The 16,306-nt window shown below is 40.1% G+C and carries 10 protein-coding genes, 5 tRNA genes and 1 other RNA gene; 14 read left to right on the top strand and 2 right to left on the bottom strand.

Annotated elements, in window-relative coordinates:
* Window positions 1-119 precede the first annotated feature (119 nt).
* Entirely contained in the window at window positions 120-1,181 is a 1,062-nt protein-coding gene (mutY, locus tag I6F41_RS06065) for an A/G-specific adenine glycosylase (RefSeq protein WP_182683844.1), read from the top strand.
* A gap of 34 nt (window positions 1,182-1,215) precedes the next feature.
* Entirely contained in the window at window positions 1,216-1,488 is a 273-nt protein-coding gene (locus I6F41_RS06060; protein WP_011327256.1) for an oxidative damage protection protein, read from the top strand.
* Window positions 1,489-1,543: 55 nt separating this feature from the next.
* Here the strand turns inward: I6F41_RS06060 and I6F41_RS06055 are convergent, their stop codons facing one another.
* Window positions 1,544-4,318, bottom strand: a complete 2,775-nt coding sequence (locus I6F41_RS06055) for a hybrid sensor histidine kinase/response regulator (protein ID WP_182683825.1) — start codon at window positions 4,316-4,318, stop codon at window positions 1,544-1,546.
* A gap of 258 nt (window positions 4,319-4,576) precedes the next feature.
* On the opposite strand from I6F41_RS06055, the gene I6F41_RS06050 reads away from it, so the two are divergent.
* From I6F41_RS06050 to I6F41_RS06015, 8 genes are all read left to right on the top strand, one after another.
* A tRNA-Phe gene (locus tag I6F41_RS06050) sits at window positions 4,577-4,652 on the top strand.
* A gap of 72 nt (window positions 4,653-4,724) precedes the next feature.
* Window positions 4,725-4,800, top strand: a tRNA-Thr gene (locus I6F41_RS06045).
* A gap of 67 nt (window positions 4,801-4,867) precedes the next feature.
* Window positions 4,868-4,943, top strand: a tRNA-Phe gene (locus I6F41_RS06040).
* A 59-nt stretch (window positions 4,944-5,002) separates the two neighbouring features.
* Window positions 5,003-5,078 (top strand) — tRNA-Thr (locus I6F41_RS06035).
* A gap of 144 nt (window positions 5,079-5,222) precedes the next feature.
* Window positions 5,223-5,298, top strand: a tRNA-Phe gene (locus I6F41_RS06030).
* A gap of 309 nt (window positions 5,299-5,607) precedes the next feature.
* On the top strand, window positions 5,608-7,026 hold the full coding sequence (locus I6F41_RS06025) for an efflux transporter outer membrane subunit (protein ID WP_086993246.1): 1,419 nt from the start codon (window positions 5,608-5,610) through the stop codon (window positions 7,024-7,026).
* Window positions 7,016-8,317, top strand: coding sequence for an efflux RND transporter periplasmic adaptor subunit (locus tag I6F41_RS06020; RefSeq protein ID WP_089367784.1), 1,302 nt, complete (start codon window positions 7,016-7,018; stop codon window positions 8,315-8,317). The genes I6F41_RS06025 and I6F41_RS06020 overlap by 11 nt, the downstream gene beginning before the upstream one ends.
* Window positions 8,314-11,397: an efflux RND transporter permease subunit gene (locus I6F41_RS06015; RefSeq protein WP_011327260.1), complete on the top strand. Its 3,084-nt coding sequence runs from the start codon at window positions 8,314-8,316 to the stop codon at window positions 11,395-11,397. Before I6F41_RS06020 ends, I6F41_RS06015 begins: the two co-directional genes overlap by 4 nt.
* A gap of 138 nt (window positions 11,398-11,535) precedes the next feature.
* Here I6F41_RS06015 and ssrS read toward each other — a convergent pair.
* Window positions 11,536-11,717: non-coding RNA, 6S RNA (ssrS, locus tag I6F41_RS06010), on the bottom strand.
* A 288-nt stretch (window positions 11,718-12,005) separates the two neighbouring features.
* On the opposite strand from ssrS, the gene I6F41_RS06005 reads away from it, so the two are divergent.
* The 4 genes from I6F41_RS06005 to I6F41_RS05990 are packed head-to-tail and all read left to right on the top strand — an operon-like array spanning window position 12,006 to window position 16,289.
* A complete protein-coding gene (locus I6F41_RS06005) occupies window positions 12,006-12,569 on the top strand; it encodes a UPF0149 family protein (RefSeq protein ID WP_182683824.1) in 564 nt (187 codons plus the stop codon).
* A 28-nt stretch (window positions 12,570-12,597) separates the two neighbouring features.
* Window positions 12,598-13,920 carry a Xaa-Pro aminopeptidase gene (gene pepP, locus I6F41_RS06000; protein WP_182683823.1) on the top strand — a complete coding sequence of 441 codons (1,323 nt, stop codon included), beginning with the start codon at window positions 12,598-12,600 and terminating at the stop codon, window positions 13,918-13,920.
* 15 nt (window positions 13,921-13,935) lie between these two features.
* The gene (ubiH, locus tag I6F41_RS05995; protein WP_089367785.1) at window positions 13,936-15,126 is read left to right on the top strand and encodes a 2-octaprenyl-6-methoxyphenyl hydroxylase; all 1,191 of its coding nucleotides are present in this window, start codon (window positions 13,936-13,938) and stop codon (window positions 15,124-15,126) included.
* Complete coding sequence (locus I6F41_RS05990; RefSeq protein ID WP_182683822.1) at window positions 15,123-16,289, top strand: FAD-dependent oxidoreductase; 1,167 nt, start codon at window positions 15,123-15,125, stop codon at window positions 16,287-16,289. Before ubiH ends, I6F41_RS05990 begins: the two co-directional genes overlap by 4 nt.
* The last annotated feature ends 17 nt before the right edge of the window (window positions 16,290-16,306 follow it).

Here is a 16,306-nt window from a genome sequence, read left to right as displayed (position 1 = left end):
CCAAGCCATGGATAACAAGCTCTAGCTGATTTTACTAGGTGTATAGAGGCGCTATAGCTTGATCTTTTCACTAACTGCAATAAACTGAGCCGCCATTGAGCATACGTAAAAAGTAAACTATTTTGGATTTAAATAAACAGCAGTCTGATTGGTTTTCTAACCAAGTGGTTGATTGGTATCATCTTCATGGTAGAAAAACGCTGCCGTGGCAGTTAGCAAAAACACCCTATAAAGTATGGGTGTCTGAAGTGATGTTACAACAAACTCAAGTAGTGACCGTTATCCCTTATTTTGAAAGGTTTATGCAAAGCTTTCCCGATATTATTGCTTTAGCTAACGCCGATGAAGATCAGGTGCTGCATCACTGGACTGGTTTAGGGTATTACGCAAGGGCACGTAACTTACATAAAACAGCTAAAATAGTTCGTGACAAGTATCAGGGGCAGTTTCCTACAACGCTTGAAGAGGTTATTGATTTACCCGGAATAGGGCGCTCTACAGCCGGTGCAGTGTTATCACTTTCACTTGGGCAGCATCACCCCATACTCGATGGTAATGTTAAGCGAGTATTAGCCCGTTTTTTTATGGTTGAAGGCTGGTATGGTGTTAAAAAAGTCGAAAGCCAACTTTGGCATTTGAGCGAGCAGCTAACGCCTAAAAATAACGTAACCGAGTTTAATCAAGCTATGATGGATTTAGGCTCGAGCTTATGTTCGCGTAGTCGTTTTGACTGCCCTGCATGTCCGTTAAGTAGCCGCTGTGGTGCATTTAAAACGCAGCAGGTAAAAACATTCCCACACTCAAAACCTAAAAAAGCAGTGCCGAAAAAAAGCTGCCATCAGTTAATTATTAAACATGATGATAAAGTGCTCATGGAAAAACGGCCTAACTCAGGAATATGGGGCGGGTTGTTTGGCTTTTTTGAGTTTAATGAATTGAGCGAACTAGAGGTGTTTATAGCGCAGCAAGGGCTAACAGCTGACTTAGTGGCGCTTGAACCCTTTACCCATATATTTTCGCACTTTGAACTTACTATTAATCCACATGTGCTAAATGTAGTACAAATTCCAGATGTAATTAACGACCGACAATTAGTTTGGTACCCACTAGATCAGTCAATTGAGGTGGGTTTAGCAGCACCAACTAAAAAGTTGGTTAAACAAATTGCACCAATAGGTTAGACTTGTTTATAACTATCGCTAAAGAGAATTAATTATGGCACGTACAGTATTTTGTCAAAAGTTACAAAAAGAAGCTGAAGGGCTTGGATTTCAATTATATCCTGGCGAAATAGGCGAAAAAATCTTTAACAATATCTCTAAAGAGGCTTGGGCGCAGTGGCAGCACAAGCAAACAATGCTGATTAACGAAAAGCATTTAAATATGATGGACCCAGAGCATCGTAGCTTTTTAGAGCAGCAAATGGTTGGTTTTTTGTTTGAAAACAAAGAAGTAGAAATTGAAGGCTACAAACCACCAGAAAAGTAATTGTTATGTGGAATAAAAAAAGGGCTAAATAGCCCTTTTTTTATACCTAAATTAATTAACTCGGTTGTTCTTGCTGCTCGGCACTTTTAATTTGCTCTTTTAAAAATTGAGCAGCTTTAGAATATTCAATTTCTAATTGATCTCTTAAATCAATTAACTTATCGCTGTTTAGTTCATCTGTTTTACATTGCTCTTCAAACACGACGGCCAGTTCAGCGACGCGATGCGCCCCAATGGTTTTAGATATAGACTTTAATTGATGACACCCCTCAAGAATCTCATTAACGTTGCTTTGCATAACACCAAAGTTAATCGACTTTATTAGCTCTTGGCTCTGCTCTAAATACATTTTAAAGAAACGTATTTTCTTCGCGTCATCGCCATTAATGTATTTAGCTACTGAATCCATATCTATTGGCATTGCTGGCTTTTGATGTGGTATGTCTATGCTCTTGTGATTACTTTTTTCATTCCAGCGTATTAGTGTACTTTCTAAAACGTTAAGCTCAACAGGCTTAGTAATAAAGTCGTTAATACCAACAGCTAAACAGCGTTCTTTTTCACCTTTTAAAGAGTTGGCTGTCACGGCAATTATATAAGGCTGTGAAATAACCGAACCTAGCATTTCGGCCTCATTGCGGATTTTTTCGACCATATCGTAGCCCGACATTATCGGCATATGTAAATCGGTTAAAATGAGCGAATAGTTACCTTTTCGCCACATATTAATCCCTTCCTCACCGTTATTAGCTACTTCAACACCGTAACCTAAGATGTGCAGTTGATCAGTTATAACTTGCTGATTCAAAAGGTTGTCTTCAACTAGTAAAATAAGCTTGTTAGCGGCTAAAGCTTGCTCTGTAGTTAAATGGTTATCGTATGCTATGGTTTTTTTAATGTGCTTAGGCTGATGTAAACCTGCAGCTACAAGTATTGATAGCATAAAGTTAGACTTACATAATGGCGTTGCGTTAATATAAAAAATATTTTTATGATTAATAGCTGCATCATCTAGCTTGCTTAAAACGACAACCTGCTGATTATTATCCTCTAAAGAGTAAAGTAAACGCCTTAAAAATGCATTTATGCTGTCCATATCATCAATGCCATCAACAACCCAAATGATATCTTTAGCGTCGTGCAGAGACTCAATTTCTTGCTCGTTGTGCACATAAGTTATTTTGGCGCCCATAAATGATAAATAACGATAGATTACTTTTTCACGGTCAACATTATTACTCACTACAACAATATGCCTGCCATCTAAACTATTTTTATGTGCGAACTTAATTTTACCCGAAGTACTAAATGGCAGCTCCACGATGAATTCACTGCCTATGCCAATATTACTATTAACCGATATAGTACCTAACATTAACTCGGTTAAACTTTTACAAATTGACAATCCAAGGCCGGTTCCACCGTATTCTCTGGTTATTGAGCTTTCCGCTTGAATAAACGGATTAAATATTTCTCTTAATTGCGCTTGGCTCATGCCTTTACCATTATCGGTTACACAAAAACGTAAAGTGAAGTGTTCTGCTGTGTTGTGAGCTACCTCTACAGAGATATTAACTTGCCCCTTATGCGATTCACTCGTGCTGGTAAACTTAATCGCATTGCTGCATAGGTTATATAGTATCTGGCGTACTCGAGTGTTATCACCAATAAGGTTAATAGGGATATCAGGGGCAATCGATAGATTTAAATCGAGATCACGGTGTTTAGCGATAGAAGAAAGTACGCGCACCACTTCTTCAATCGTATCGGTTACAGAAAACGGGATCGGGTCAATATTTAGTTTGCCTGCTTCAATTTTAGAAAAATCTAAAATGTCGTCCAAAATACTCAGTAAAGAAAAAGCAGATTCACGAATAATGGTACTAAGCCGATATTGTGAACCGTCTAAATTTGTTTGGCGCAGTAAATCTATAGTTCCTATAACGCCATTCATAGGGGTTCTAATTTCATGACTCATAGTTGCTAAAAAGGTCGTTTTAGTTTCACTTGCTTTTTGCGCATTTAAAGTTTCTTTTTCAAGTGCAAGAGTTCGAGTTTGCACTTCAATTTCAAGATTGTTTTGCAGTTTTTGTAATTCTTTTCGAGTTTTTTCATTCTCAGATAAAGCTGCTTGTACTTTTTTCAATAAAAAATTAATATTTAGTGCAATCACATTTAAGCCATTACCTAACTGCTCATTTACAGTGCTGTTAAAATTACTGCTATCAGTTACAGCCTGTAATTCTTCGCTAAGCAAGCCCGTACTCTTACGTAAACGGTTATTAATATATTGGTTTAATAGCAATGCTAATACAAATAATGTAATAACCGCTATACAAGCCATAAAATAGGCGCTCAATAATGACGTTTGTTTAGTTAAAGTGGGAGGGGATTTTTTTTGTTTTAAAATAAGCTCGCCAATAGGTTGATCGTTAAGCGTTAAAACTTTATGTAAAACACCTTGATCAACTAAATGCTCGTTAAGTTTAATAGCAGCAATTGCAGGTTTGTTAGTACTATATACCAGCTCCGTTTGTGATGTAGCGCTAAAGCGATATAGCGTGTATTCAAAGTTGTCACTAAATACAGAGGTAAGCTCAAGCAGCTCTTGTACTTTACCTTGTCCGTATATAGTTAAAGCGTCGATTAGAGGAGCTTCTAGCTTGTTAGCCAGTGAAGTGATGTCAATAAGCGGTGCGCTCTTTTTAGTATCCACTTCACTTTGAGAATAAAGTGAAAAGGCAATTATAAACAGTGTGGTTATAATTACATTGCTTAATAAAAAAAGAGGTAACAAACCTTTTATCACTGAAGAGAACTTACTCTGCATGGATTTTTCCTAATTGGTATATTAATAACACGGTAAGCCTTTACCGTACTTTGGGATAAACAAAAACAAGTAAAAATAACTCGCCGCAACTTTAGCATAGTTTAGATTAAAATTATGGTGCTACTTTTCACTTGTTTGTAGTATAAATGAGCAGTGTTAATTAAAAAAGACCCGAGTTGCATAAAAACCGTGCAAACAGTTATAAAGAATGAAAAAAAAGTTGACTTGTAACAGCAAAACTCGTTTAATACGCCGCACGCCCAGATAGCTCAGTCGGTAGAGCAGAGGATTGAAAATCCTCGTGTCCGTGGTTCGATTCCGCGTCTGGGCACCATTATTAAATAATAGTGTTTGAAATCAAAGATATTAAACAGTATTATGCGTGCCTTAGCACACAGTTTTGTGTGCCGACTTAGCTCAGCTGGTAGAGCAACTGACTTGTAATCAGTAGGTCAACCGTTCGACTCGGTTAGTCGGCACCATTTATTTACTAAATTAGTTTAGTAAAAAGTTAGCTTAGAAAATTTAGTTAACTCGCACAGTTTATGTGCCTCGATAGCTCAGTCGGTAGAGCAGAGGATTGAAAATCCTCGTGTCCGTGGTTCGATTCCGCGTCGAGGCACCATTTATTAAAAGTTATCAATCTTTAAAATTGATAAAGTGCCTTAGCACACAGTTTTGTGTGCCGACTTAGCTCAGCTGGTAGAGCAACTGACTTGTAATCAGTAGGTCAACCGTTCGACTCGGTTAGTCGGCACCATTTATAATGTAATTTGAAAAGAAAGCTGTAATCAGTAGTCTGTTCAAGTTACCCGTCGACTCGGTTAGTCGGCACCATTTATTTACTAAATCAGTTTAGTAAAAAGTTAGCTTAGAATATTTAGTTAACTCGCACAGTTTATGTGCCTCGATAGCTCAGTCGGTAGAGCAGAGGATTGAAAATCCTCGTGTCCGTGGTTCGATTCCGCGTCGAGGCACCATTTATTAAAAAACCTCACATTTGTGAGGTTTTTTTGTTTATAAAGATTATTTATCCCTGCATCCCATACAGCTTAAAATTGTTCCAGACTAATTTTAAGCTTATCAGTACACTACTTAGCAACCCCCTTAGTGATACAAACCACTTATAGTTACTTTCAACTTTCTTAATGATCATTAATGTCGAAATAGAGTATAAATAGTTATCCGATAGTTTATGGCTAATTATGTAATGTTATGTAAAGTAAGTTGAGCGTTTTAGTTCAAAGTGCTTGAATTACATTATAAATAGCAGTAATTCAGGTTTAATTATGATTTGGCAACAATACCAGCCAACTTTATTGGCACTCAGTATTGTGCTGCTCAGCGGCTGTGCGAGCAATATAAATTCACAGCAGCGCGAACAAGCACCTAACAATGTACCGCAGCAATGGCAACAAAAAACCTCTGCGCCGGTATTACACGTACAGCAGCAATGGCTTACACAATTACAAAATCCACAGCTGAATAAGCTTGTGGAGCAGGCACTTAAAAATAACCAGCAGCTTTTACAAAGTAGTTACGATGTAGCGATCCAAAAGCAGCAGTTAATTGTGTCGGGCGCTGCGTTGTGGCCAACTCTGGACTTATCTGCGCGTACTAGCCGCAGTAAAAATAACCGCCCAATTAGTTATAATAATGCAAGTTCAGTGAGCTTGAATTTAGGTTACGAAGTTGATTTATGGGGCAAGCTGTCAGATTCTAATCGCCAAGCTAATTTAAACTACTTAGCGCAACAGGCGCGCTTTGAACAAGCCAAACAACAGCTAGTTGCCGATGTAGTAAAGGGCTGGTTTGATGTAGTAACCGCAAAGCAATTACTTGATTTATATAAGCGCCGTGAAGCCAATGCTTTGCAAAATCTTGATATTATAGAGTCAGGTTATCGTCAAGGATTAAACGAAGCTCTCGATGTTTATTTAGCTCGCAACGAGCTAAATAATGAGCGTTCACGTATTGCTACTCAGCAAGCTAGCTTATTAACTACAGCAAGAGTACTTGAGCGTTTATTGGGAGATTATCCGAAAGGAATTATCTCGGCAAATAATGACCTACCAGTTATCAATACTGACATTCCACTAGGTTTACCCTCAGAGTTAATTACCCGAAAGCCAACATTACGTGCAAATTGGTATCAGCTTTTAGCAAGTGATGCAAACTTGGCTTATGCCCATAAGCAACGTTTTCCAAGTTTAAATTTAACGGCAAGTTTAAGTGATACTACTGATAGAGTAAGTGATTTGTTTTCGCCATCTAGCCTAGCATGGTCATTACTTGGCAGTATTTCAGCGCCTATTTTTAATGGCGGCCGGTTAAAAGCGAATGAAGAAATTGCGCGTTTAAATAGCCAAAAACAAGAGCAGCAGTATTTACAAACACTTTACGATGCTTTTAGCGACGTAGAAAATGCGATTACGCTACAGCAATCACTTAAAGCGCAATATACAAGCACGCTAGAAGCACAAGAAAATGCCCTTGCTGCCGAGCAATTATCGTTTGAGCAATATCAAAGTGGCTTGGTTAGCTACACTACAGTGCTTGATGCACAAGGACGCTCGTTCGATGCTCAAAGCTCCTTAATTAGTATTAAAAATCAATTGATAGCAAACCGAGTTAATTTACACCTTGCCCTTGGTGGCGATTTTGCAAACACTTCAACCGAACTACAGAGTAATAGCAATGAAAACTAAAACAGCAAAAATTATTATTCCAATCGCGGTTATTATTGCCACTATTTTAATCGTCATGTTTATTAAAGGTAACCCGCCAGAAGCTAATCGCTTTGGTGCACCACCAAAAGCATCAATTAATGTAGCAGTTCAAATGTTGCAGCCGCAAAACTATCAAGTGATGGTAGACAGCTACGGCACAGTAAAACCACGTACACAAAGCTTATTAGTTGCTCAAGCATCGGGTTTAATTATAAATATAAGCGATGACTTTAGAGAAGGTGGTTTTTTTAAAAAAGGTGCGGTACTAATCCAACTCGACGATAGAGACTATCAAGCAGAGGTTAAATCGGCACAGGCTAACTTATTAACAGCAAAGCAAGGCCTTTTAGAAGAACAAGCCCGCGGGCAGCAGGCTATTACAGATTGGCAGCGTTTAGGTAATGATAAACCTGCAAGTAGCTTGGTGCTACGTGAGCCACAATTAGCTGCAGCACAAGCACAAGTATTATCGGCGCAAGCAACACTTGAAAAAGCCAAGTTAAACTTAGAACGTACCCAAATAATAGCGCCTTTTGCAGGACGAGTACTTAGTCGTAATGTAGATTTAGGCCAAGTTGTTAGCAACAATACTCAGCTCGCTACTATTTACGCAATAGACAGCGTAGAGATTCGGTTGCCAATAAAAAACAAAGACCTACCTTTTATTAATTTACCTGAGCAGTACCGCGACGGTGCTAAAAACCAGGCCGGATCCGTGATTAAATTTAGCTCTGATTTAGTTGGTGAGCAAACATGGCAAGGGCAGTTGGCGCGTACCGAAGGTGCTATTGATGAAAGTGCACAGCAACTCTACGTGGTTGCTAAAATTAATGACCCTTATAAAGCAACACAAAGTAATCAATACCCAATAAAAATAGGGCAATACGTTAAAGCGCAGATCACCGGAAAAACAGTTTCTGATGCACTTATTATTGCAAATAGCACTATTTATCAGGGGTCTTACGTTTATATTGTTGAGCAGGGAGTATTAAAGCGTAAAGATATAACGCTTGCATGGCAAAATGCCGCTTTTGCAATGATAAAAACCGGCTTAAAAGCAGGTGATAAACTTGTTATTACGCCACTGGGGCAAGTTAGTTCGGGTACACAAGTGAATATTTTAGGCGAAGATAATAAAGCGACTAAACCACAAAGTATGAAGCAACGCCCAACAGCAGAGCAATTAGCACAACAAGCAAAAGAGCAAGGCATTAGTGTTGCAGAGCTAGTAAAAAAACGTCGCGCAGCAAAGCAAGGAGATAAGCCATGATTGCTTGGTTTACCAAAAACCATGTTGCTGCCAATTTATTGTTAGTAACTTTGTTGCTGTCTGGGCTGTTTAGTTTATCGACGAAAATACCGATCGAAGTATTTCCTTCGTTTGAAACCGATATGATCAGCATTCAGGTTAGTTTACGTGGCGCGACGCCAGAGGATGTTGAGCAAGGTGTCACTATACGTATAGAGGAGTCTGTACAAGATTTAGAGGGTATAAAGCAAATATTTAGCCGCTCATCTGAAGGTTCGGGCTCTGTCACTGTTGAAGTGGAAAGCGGCTACGATCCTCGAGAGTTGCTCGCTGATATAAAAAGCCGTGTTGATGCTATTAATACCTTTCCTGGGGATGCTGAAAAACCCATCGTTGCTCTAGCTGAGCGAAAACGAGAGGTTATAGCGGTAACTGTATCTAGTGATTATGGCGAAAAAGAAACTCGCGAGTATGCAGAGCAAGTACGCGATCAAATATTACGTTTACCCAGTGTAACGCAGGTTGAGTTAAGTGGCGTGCGCGACTACGAACTGGCTATTGAAGTAAGCCAAGATACATTGCGCCAATATGACTTAACACTGGCGCAAATTTCTAATGCGGTTGCTAACTCAAGCTCAGACATTTCTGCGGGTAACTTAAAAACCCAAGGTGGCGATGTACTTATTAGCTCAAAAGGACAAGCATACCGAAAAGATGAATTTGCCAGCATAGTGGTTAAAAACCAAAGCGACGGTACTATTATTCGCTTAGGTGATATAGCCACAATTAATGACGGCTTTGAAGAAACCCCAGTGCGTACACGTTTTAACGGAAAACAAGCCGCTTTTATCGACGTATACCGAATAGGCCCACAAAGTGCAATTACTGTTGCCGATGAAGTAAAAGCTTATATAAATGCCCAGCAACCTTCATTGCCGCAAGGTTTTGCATTAAGTTATTGGGATGACGACTCAGAGCTAGTTAAAAGCCGTATTGCCACACTCACCACTAACGCCTTGCAAGGCGGTATTTTAGTGCTGGCACTGCTAACCTTATTTTTACGCCCAGCTATCGCATTTTGGGTGTTTATTGGTATTCCGGTGTCGTTCATGGGGGCATTTATTGCTATGCCTATTTTTGGCGTAACGCTTAATGTAATGAGCTTGTTTGGTTTTATTTTAGTACTCGGTATTGTGGTTGATGATGCCATAGTCACCGGAGAGAACGTTTACACCCATTTAAAAACAGCCGAATCGGGCGAACAAGCTGCCATATTAGGTACCCAAGAAGTAGCAACGCCAGTGACTTTTGGTGTATTAACCACGGTAGCGGCCTTTTTGCCATTAGCCTTTATTGAAGGTGCACGCGGGGCATTATTTGCACAAATTCCGGTGGTGGTTATTCCGGTATTATTGTTTTCTTTAATTGAATCTAAATTTGTTTTACCTGCACATTTAAAATATATAAAGCTACGTCACCAAAAAGGTAAGCAATCAAAGTTTGATCTGCTACAGCAACGTTTTGCTGATGGCTTTGAAAGTGCGATTTTAAAATATTATCAACCTATTCTTAATTTAGCTCTGCGCCATAAACTGGCAACGGTGAGCTTATTTGTTGGCGTGTTTTTAATTATTTTAACTATGATCACCAGTGGTTGGACTAAGTTTGTATTTTTTCCACGTATTCCCAGCGAAACCGTACGGGTAAACTTAACCCTGCCTGCTGGCACGCCGTTTGAAGTAACTAATAAGTACGTGATTGATATGTCGCAAAAGGCGCAGCAATTACAAGAAAAATACCGTGACCCTGATACGGGGGAGAGCGTTATTTTAAATATTTTAGCAACAACGGGCGGGCGCGGCGGAGTATCTAACTCAGGCGCAGTACGCTTTGAAATTACCCCAGCTGAAAAACGTGATTCAGATATAGGCTCACGCGAGCTTGCCAGTGAATGGCGCGAATTAATTGGCGTTATTCCCGGCGCTGAAAGTCTCACCTTTAGAGCCGAAATAGGTCGTAGTTCAGATCCAATAGATGTGCAGCTTAGCGGTACATCGTTAAAGGTTTTACAAGACGTGGCAGATCATATTAAAACGCGTTTATCGACCTACCCAACTGTATTCGATATTGCCGATAGTATGTCTGATGGTAAAGAAGAGTTACAAATAGAGCTTACAGAGCAAGGCTTAGCGCTGGGTTTAAATAGAGTGAATGTAGCAGGGCAAGTGCGTAACTCGTTTTTTGGCTCGCAAGTACAAAGGATCCAACGTGGGCGAGACGATGTGCGCGTAATGGTACGTTTGCCTATTGATGAAAGACGCTCGGTAGCCGACTTGCAAAATATACTCATAAACACACCTGCCGGTGGCTCAGTGCCTTTATCGCATGTGGCTATTTTAATTACAGGGCAAAGCCCGTCTACTATCAATCGAATCGATCGTTACCGTACTTTAAATGTGACCGCCGATATAGAAAAAAGCAACACTAACATGACCATACTCCAAGCTGATTTATCCCAGTATTTGGATGAGCTAATGCAGCAATACCCAGGAGTTGATTATGCATTAGAAGGAGAAGCAAAAGAGCAAAGAGAGTCGTTTGGTTCACTTGCTTGGGCGTTAGTATTTGTATTTTTTATTATTTATGCGCTATTAGCGATACCGTTTAAATCGTATTTACAGCCATTAATAGTAATGAGTGTTATACCCTTTGGCATGATAGGCGCTGTAGTAGGGCATTGGATCATGGGAATGGAATTAACCATTATGAGCTTGCTTGGCATGCTAGCATTAATTGGCGTAGTGGTTAATGACTCGCTGGTATTAGTTGACTATATTAATAAAAAACGCACAGAAGGGATTGAATTAATTGAGGTAGTTAAACTTGCCGGCGCGTCACGTTTTCGCCCAGTTATGCTAACTAGCTTAACCACTTTTATAGGATTAATGCCGTTATTATTTGAAAAAGCGACTCAAGCGCAATTTTTAATTCCTATGGCTGTGAGCTTAGGCTTTGGAATTATATTCGCCACCTTCATTACTTTATTGCTAGTACCGGTAAATTATATGCTCATGGAGCGTTTTCAGGGTTGGTTTAAGTAAATAAGTGTAAGCATTTAGAATTTAGCTGTAAGTAAGGAATTACTTGCAGCTTTTTTTTGCCAAAGATTATAAAAATAATTTAGAAAGTTATAACAAAAAAGACAAATAAATAATAAGAGGGATTATAAAAATAAGAAGGTGTTCCCCAAAGTGTGGTGTTGGTGTCAGTCCTGAAACCTTGAGGTTTCAGGGCGGGAATCTGCGGTTTACCGTAGGCTTCTCGGTACATGCCGAGCTTGCACAATAGTATACGAACAGAAACCCTGGTATAAAATTTATCGGCTCAGGGACTTAACCAAGCTCCAGCACCCCAGGGAACAAATCCAGTATATAAGACATAATCGAAAGCTTAAACCCCAAAAGTAAAATATTATTTTGTTTGCGTGGTTATTATGCTCTTGTTACTAGTTATTTACTTATGAGTGTGCTTTTTAACCATAAATATGTTTTTTATATATTGGGCTTAATAAAGCATACCGCAGCAATAAAGAGCTGCCACTATTAAAGTGTTTAATAGTGCCCCTTAAGCGGTTTGATTATAGAATTTATTGGAGTTGCTTTTTATCGAGTGGTAGCATTGCCTTAACTAGCAAAATGAAGATATAACAATGAGCGATTTACCAGATTACGAAGAAGCCCAATTATTATTAGAAAAAAACGAAATATTTGTATCACCGGCCGAAGCGCACGGTGTAATTAGTGGTTTATTAGCTTGTGGGTTAACGATTGACGACAAAGAATACCTAGGGCTGTTAAGCGATGTGTTTAACGATGGTGATTCGTTTAGTAATAATTTAAAACAGTTTTTTGGCAGCATTTATAAGCAGGTCGTTGCTAGTTTTAATGATGAAGAGTTTGCGTTTGATTTGTTTTTACCCAGCGACGATGAAACACTTATAGATCAGGCTAATGGTTTGGTTTCTTGGGTTGCAGGTTTTATGCTTGGCTTTGGTTTAAAGCAAAAAGATTACGGTAAATTATCAGCCGATGTAAAAGAAGTTATTACCGATTTTAGCGAAATTACTCGCCTTGATACTACCTTTGAAGAAACTGAAGAAGACAGCCAAGCACTACATGAAGTGATTGAGTATGTGCGTGTGTCGGCATTACTTTGCTTTGCAGAGTTAGGTAAAGATCAAAGTGCTGCTAGCACTAAAAAAACACTTCATTAATAGTTTAAGTTAAACGGGTTTGTTGCACATGGTTGAAATACAAAAGTCAGAGTTTAAAGCACGTCGTGAGTGTCTGCTTGCAAAAATGGATAGTAACAGTGTGGCAATTATACCTGCGGCGAGCGAAGTTACGCGCAGCCGCGACACTCACTATGCATTTAGACAAGACAGTGACTTTTTTTACTTAACTGGTTTTAATGAGCCCGATGCCGTACTTGTACTTGCTCCAAATAGCGACACCCCCAGTACATTATTTTGCCTTAATAAAGATAAACTAGCCGAAGTATGGCATGGCCGTAGAATAGGCTTTGAAAAAGCAAAAAACGAATATTTGTTTGATGCAACCCATGGATTAAGTGAGTTGAGTGAACAGTTATTTAATTTGCTCAATGGCAAAGCGGTTTTATATTATGCGCAAGGTGCATATTCGGCTTTTGATGGGCGTGTTTTCTCTTTGCTTAATACTCTGCGCAGCGCCCCTAAAAAAGGTGACACAGCGCCAAGTACCATTAAAGATATTCGTTTGTTAATTCACGAAATGCGTTTATTTAAATCACCAAGTGAAATAAACATTATGCGCGCAGGCTGCGAAATTAGCGCACAAGGCCATGTTAGGGCAATGTGTTTTGCCCATAGCGGTGCAACCGAGTATCAATTAGAAGCAGAGCTACATCATCATTATGCAATGCATGGTGCGCGGCACCCAGCGTATGGCACTATTGTAGGCAGTGGCGACAATGCTAATATTTTACATTACACCCAAAACAGCGACGCCCTTAAAAGTGGCGATCTAGTGTTAATAGATTCAGGTTGCGAGCTACAAGGCTACGCTGCTGATATTACACGTACATTTCCAGTGAATGGTAAATTTAGCCCCGAGCAAGCCGCGTTATATAATATTGTTCTTAAAGCGCAAGAAGTGGCGTTTGCAGAAATTAAACCCGGCGGTTATATGTCGCATGCTAATGCTTTAGCAATGGCAGTAATGACCCAAGGTCTACTAGATTTGGGTATTTTAACTGGCAACTTTAATGAGTTAATGGCAAAGCAAGCCTGTAAAGAATATTACATGCATGGTTTGGGGCATTGGTTAGGCCTAGACGTACATGATGTAGGCGACTACAAACAAAATAATAGCGAACGCGCATTTGCTGCGGGCATGGTTTTAACCATTGAGCCTGGGCTTTATATCAGCGAAGATTCAAATGCACCGCAAAAATACCGAGGTATTGGTATTCGCATTGAAGATAACTTATTAGTAACCCCAAGTGGTTATGAAAACCTCACCCTAAGTGCGCCAAAAACCATAAGCGATATAGAAGCACTTATGCAAAGCAATAAAAGCGCATAAGACTAGGAGAAAAAAGTGCCTAAGCAGTTTGATGTTGTTGTTATTGGTGGCGGTTTAGCCGGTGCTAGCTGTGCGTTAAGCGTGGCTAAAATAAATCCCGCGCTTAGTATTGCTGTTGTTGAGGCGAATGAAGTAAGTAATGACTATCACCCGAGCTTTGATGATAGAAGCATAGCACTTGCTCAGCAGTCGGTAGAGTACTTGCAAGGCTTAAATTTATTTGCGTTAAATTCACCGTACGCTACAGCAATTAAAAAAGTAAGTGTGTCTGATCGTCACCATTTTGGTAAAGCAGATATTAACTGTGAAGAGTTTGCTAAAGATGCCCTTGGTTATGTGGTTGAAGTAAACCCGTTTGGCCGCTCGTTACATCAATTATTAAACGCTCAAATAAATATCAGTTTATATTGCCCTGATAGCGTAAGTGCCATTGAGCAGCAATTACATAATAATATAGTTACTTTGCAAAGTGGCGAGCAAATAGCCGCCAAGCTGTTAGTTATTGCCGACGGTGCACAGTCGCCAACTCGTAGCTTATTTGGACTTAAGTTTAACACTCAAGCTTATGAGCAAGGGGCTATTATTGCCAATATAGAAGTAGCTGGTGGGCATAATAACCATGCTTTTGAGCGATTTACGCAACATGGCCCCATGGCGCTATTACCTATGAGCAACAACCGCTATTCACTGGTGTGGTGTATGCAGCAACAGCACGTTGAGCAGCACATGGCACAAAGTGAAGACGACTTTATAAGCGCACTACAAAGTGCCTTTGGTTATCGCGGTGGTCAATTTACTAAAGTGGGTATGCGTGCTAATTACCCCTTAGTGTATGGGCAAGTAGAATCGCTTATTGCGCACCGCACGGTAGTAATAGGTAATGCTGCGCATGCAATTCATCCCATTGCAGGGCAAGGGTTTAATCTAGGCCTGCGAGATGTACAAGTACTTAGTAACTTAATTGCCCAGAGCCCAAATGACTTAGGCAGTTATGCATTTACTCGCGAGTATGCACAGCAGCGCAGCGCTGATATAAATAACGTGATGACTCTAACAGATGGTTTAGTAAGGCTTTTTTCAAATTCATCACGCATACTGGCACTTGGCCGTAGTATTGGGTTGTTTTCGATGGATTTATTCCCCTCTTTAAAAGCGCCATTGGCTAAGCAGTTAATGGGGCAAGTTAAACAAGGTCAAGGTTTATGAAACAAGTACAGGTATGTATTGTAGGTGGTGGCAGTGTAGGGCTTACCTTAGCGCTTGGGTTGGCAAAAGCAGGTATAAGCGTAGTCGTGCTTGACGCTGCGCCAAAGCAAACACCGCCAACAGACGAGTATGGCATGCGCGTAAGTGCGTTGAGTATTGCGAGTCAAACCTTGCTTGAACAATTAAACGTATGGCCACACATAGTTGCTTTGCGTGCTAGTGCCTATACCCATATGGATGTGCGCGATGCAGACAGCTTTGGCAAAATAGCTTTTAATAGTGAGCAACTAGAGCTTGATCATTTAGGTCATATAGTTGAAAACGATATTATTTGCTACGCGCTTGTAAAGGAGCTGGAGCAGCAGCCAAATGCTACGCTGATGTTCGACACTTGTTATCAGCAAATACACCAAAGCGAATCGGATGTATTTGTTACTTTAAAAAGTGGTGAGCCAATCATTGCAAAGCTGCTGGTGGCCGCCGATGGTGCAAATTCGGCAATTCGAAAGCAGTTTAATATGGCGCTGAGCTTTAAAGACTACGACCACCATGCATTGGTGGCTACAGTTAAAACCCAAGACCCACACGCCAATACCGCACGCCAAGTGTTTTTACCAAGCGGGCCATTAGCATTTTTACCGTTGAGCGATGCCAACACCCATTCAATTGTGTGGTCTACAAACCCAACGCATTGTGAAGAGCTATTAGCAATGGACGACAACCAGTTTAACAAAGCCATTATGGCGGCAATAGATGGCCAATGTGGTTTGTGTGAAGTGCAAAGTGTACGCGCTGCATTTCCACTTAAAATGCGTTATGCCCAGCAATGGGTTGCAGGTAAAGTCGTATTAATTGGCGATGCTGCACATACGATTCATCCGCTTGCAGGCTTGGGGATGAACCTAGGCCTAAAAGATGCCGCTTATTTAATTGAGTTACTAACAAGTGATAATAAAGAATTTGCCAGCACGCGTACTTTACGTGATTACGAGCGCACCCGTAAACTCGATGCGCAAAAACACATTGCCATGATGTACTCTTTAAAAGAGTTATTTGCCGGTGCTAACCCAATTAAAAAACTAATTCGTGGAGTTGGGCTTTCAATGGTTGATAACTTAGGCCCAATAAAGCATTTGTTTGCTAAAGAAGCGATAGGAAAGTAAGCGTATTAGTAAGCGAA

This window comes from Pseudoalteromonas sp. SCQQ13 (genome assembly GCF_015864415.1).
Lineage (GTDB): Bacteria > Pseudomonadota > Gammaproteobacteria > Enterobacterales > Alteromonadaceae > Pseudoalteromonas > Pseudoalteromonas nigrifaciens.
Note: the sequence above shows the minus strand (reverse complement) of the source record. Positions and strands in the feature narration are given on the sequence as shown.

What these genes read in the sequence shown, in the direction of transcription:
- I6F41_RS06060 (WP_011327256.1), top strand. Translation starts at nt 1,216, where the DNA reads ATGGCACGTACAGTATTTTGTCAAAAGTTACAAAAAGAAGCTGAAGGG.
- I6F41_RS06055 (WP_182683825.1), bottom strand. Translation starts at nt 4,318, where the DNA reads ATGCAGAGTAAGTTCTCTTCAGTGATAAAAGGTTTGTTACCTCTTTTT.
- I6F41_RS06025 (WP_086993246.1), top strand. Translation starts at nt 5,608, where the DNA reads ATGATTTGGCAACAATACCAGCCAACTTTATTGGCACTCAGTATTGTG.
- I6F41_RS06020 (WP_089367784.1), top strand. Translation starts at nt 7,016, where the DNA reads ATGAAAACTAAAACAGCAAAAATTATTATTCCAATCGCGGTTATTATT.
- I6F41_RS06015 (WP_011327260.1), top strand. Translation starts at nt 8,314, where the DNA reads ATGATTGCTTGGTTTACCAAAAACCATGTTGCTGCCAATTTATTGTTA.
- I6F41_RS06005 (WP_182683824.1), top strand. Translation starts at nt 12,006, where the DNA reads ATGAGCGATTTACCAGATTACGAAGAAGCCCAATTATTATTAGAAAAA.
- pepP (WP_182683823.1), top strand. Translation starts at nt 12,598, where the DNA reads ATGGTTGAAATACAAAAGTCAGAGTTTAAAGCACGTCGTGAGTGTCTG.
- I6F41_RS05990 (WP_182683822.1), top strand. Translation starts at nt 15,123, where the DNA reads ATGAAACAAGTACAGGTATGTATTGTAGGTGGTGGCAGTGTAGGGCTT.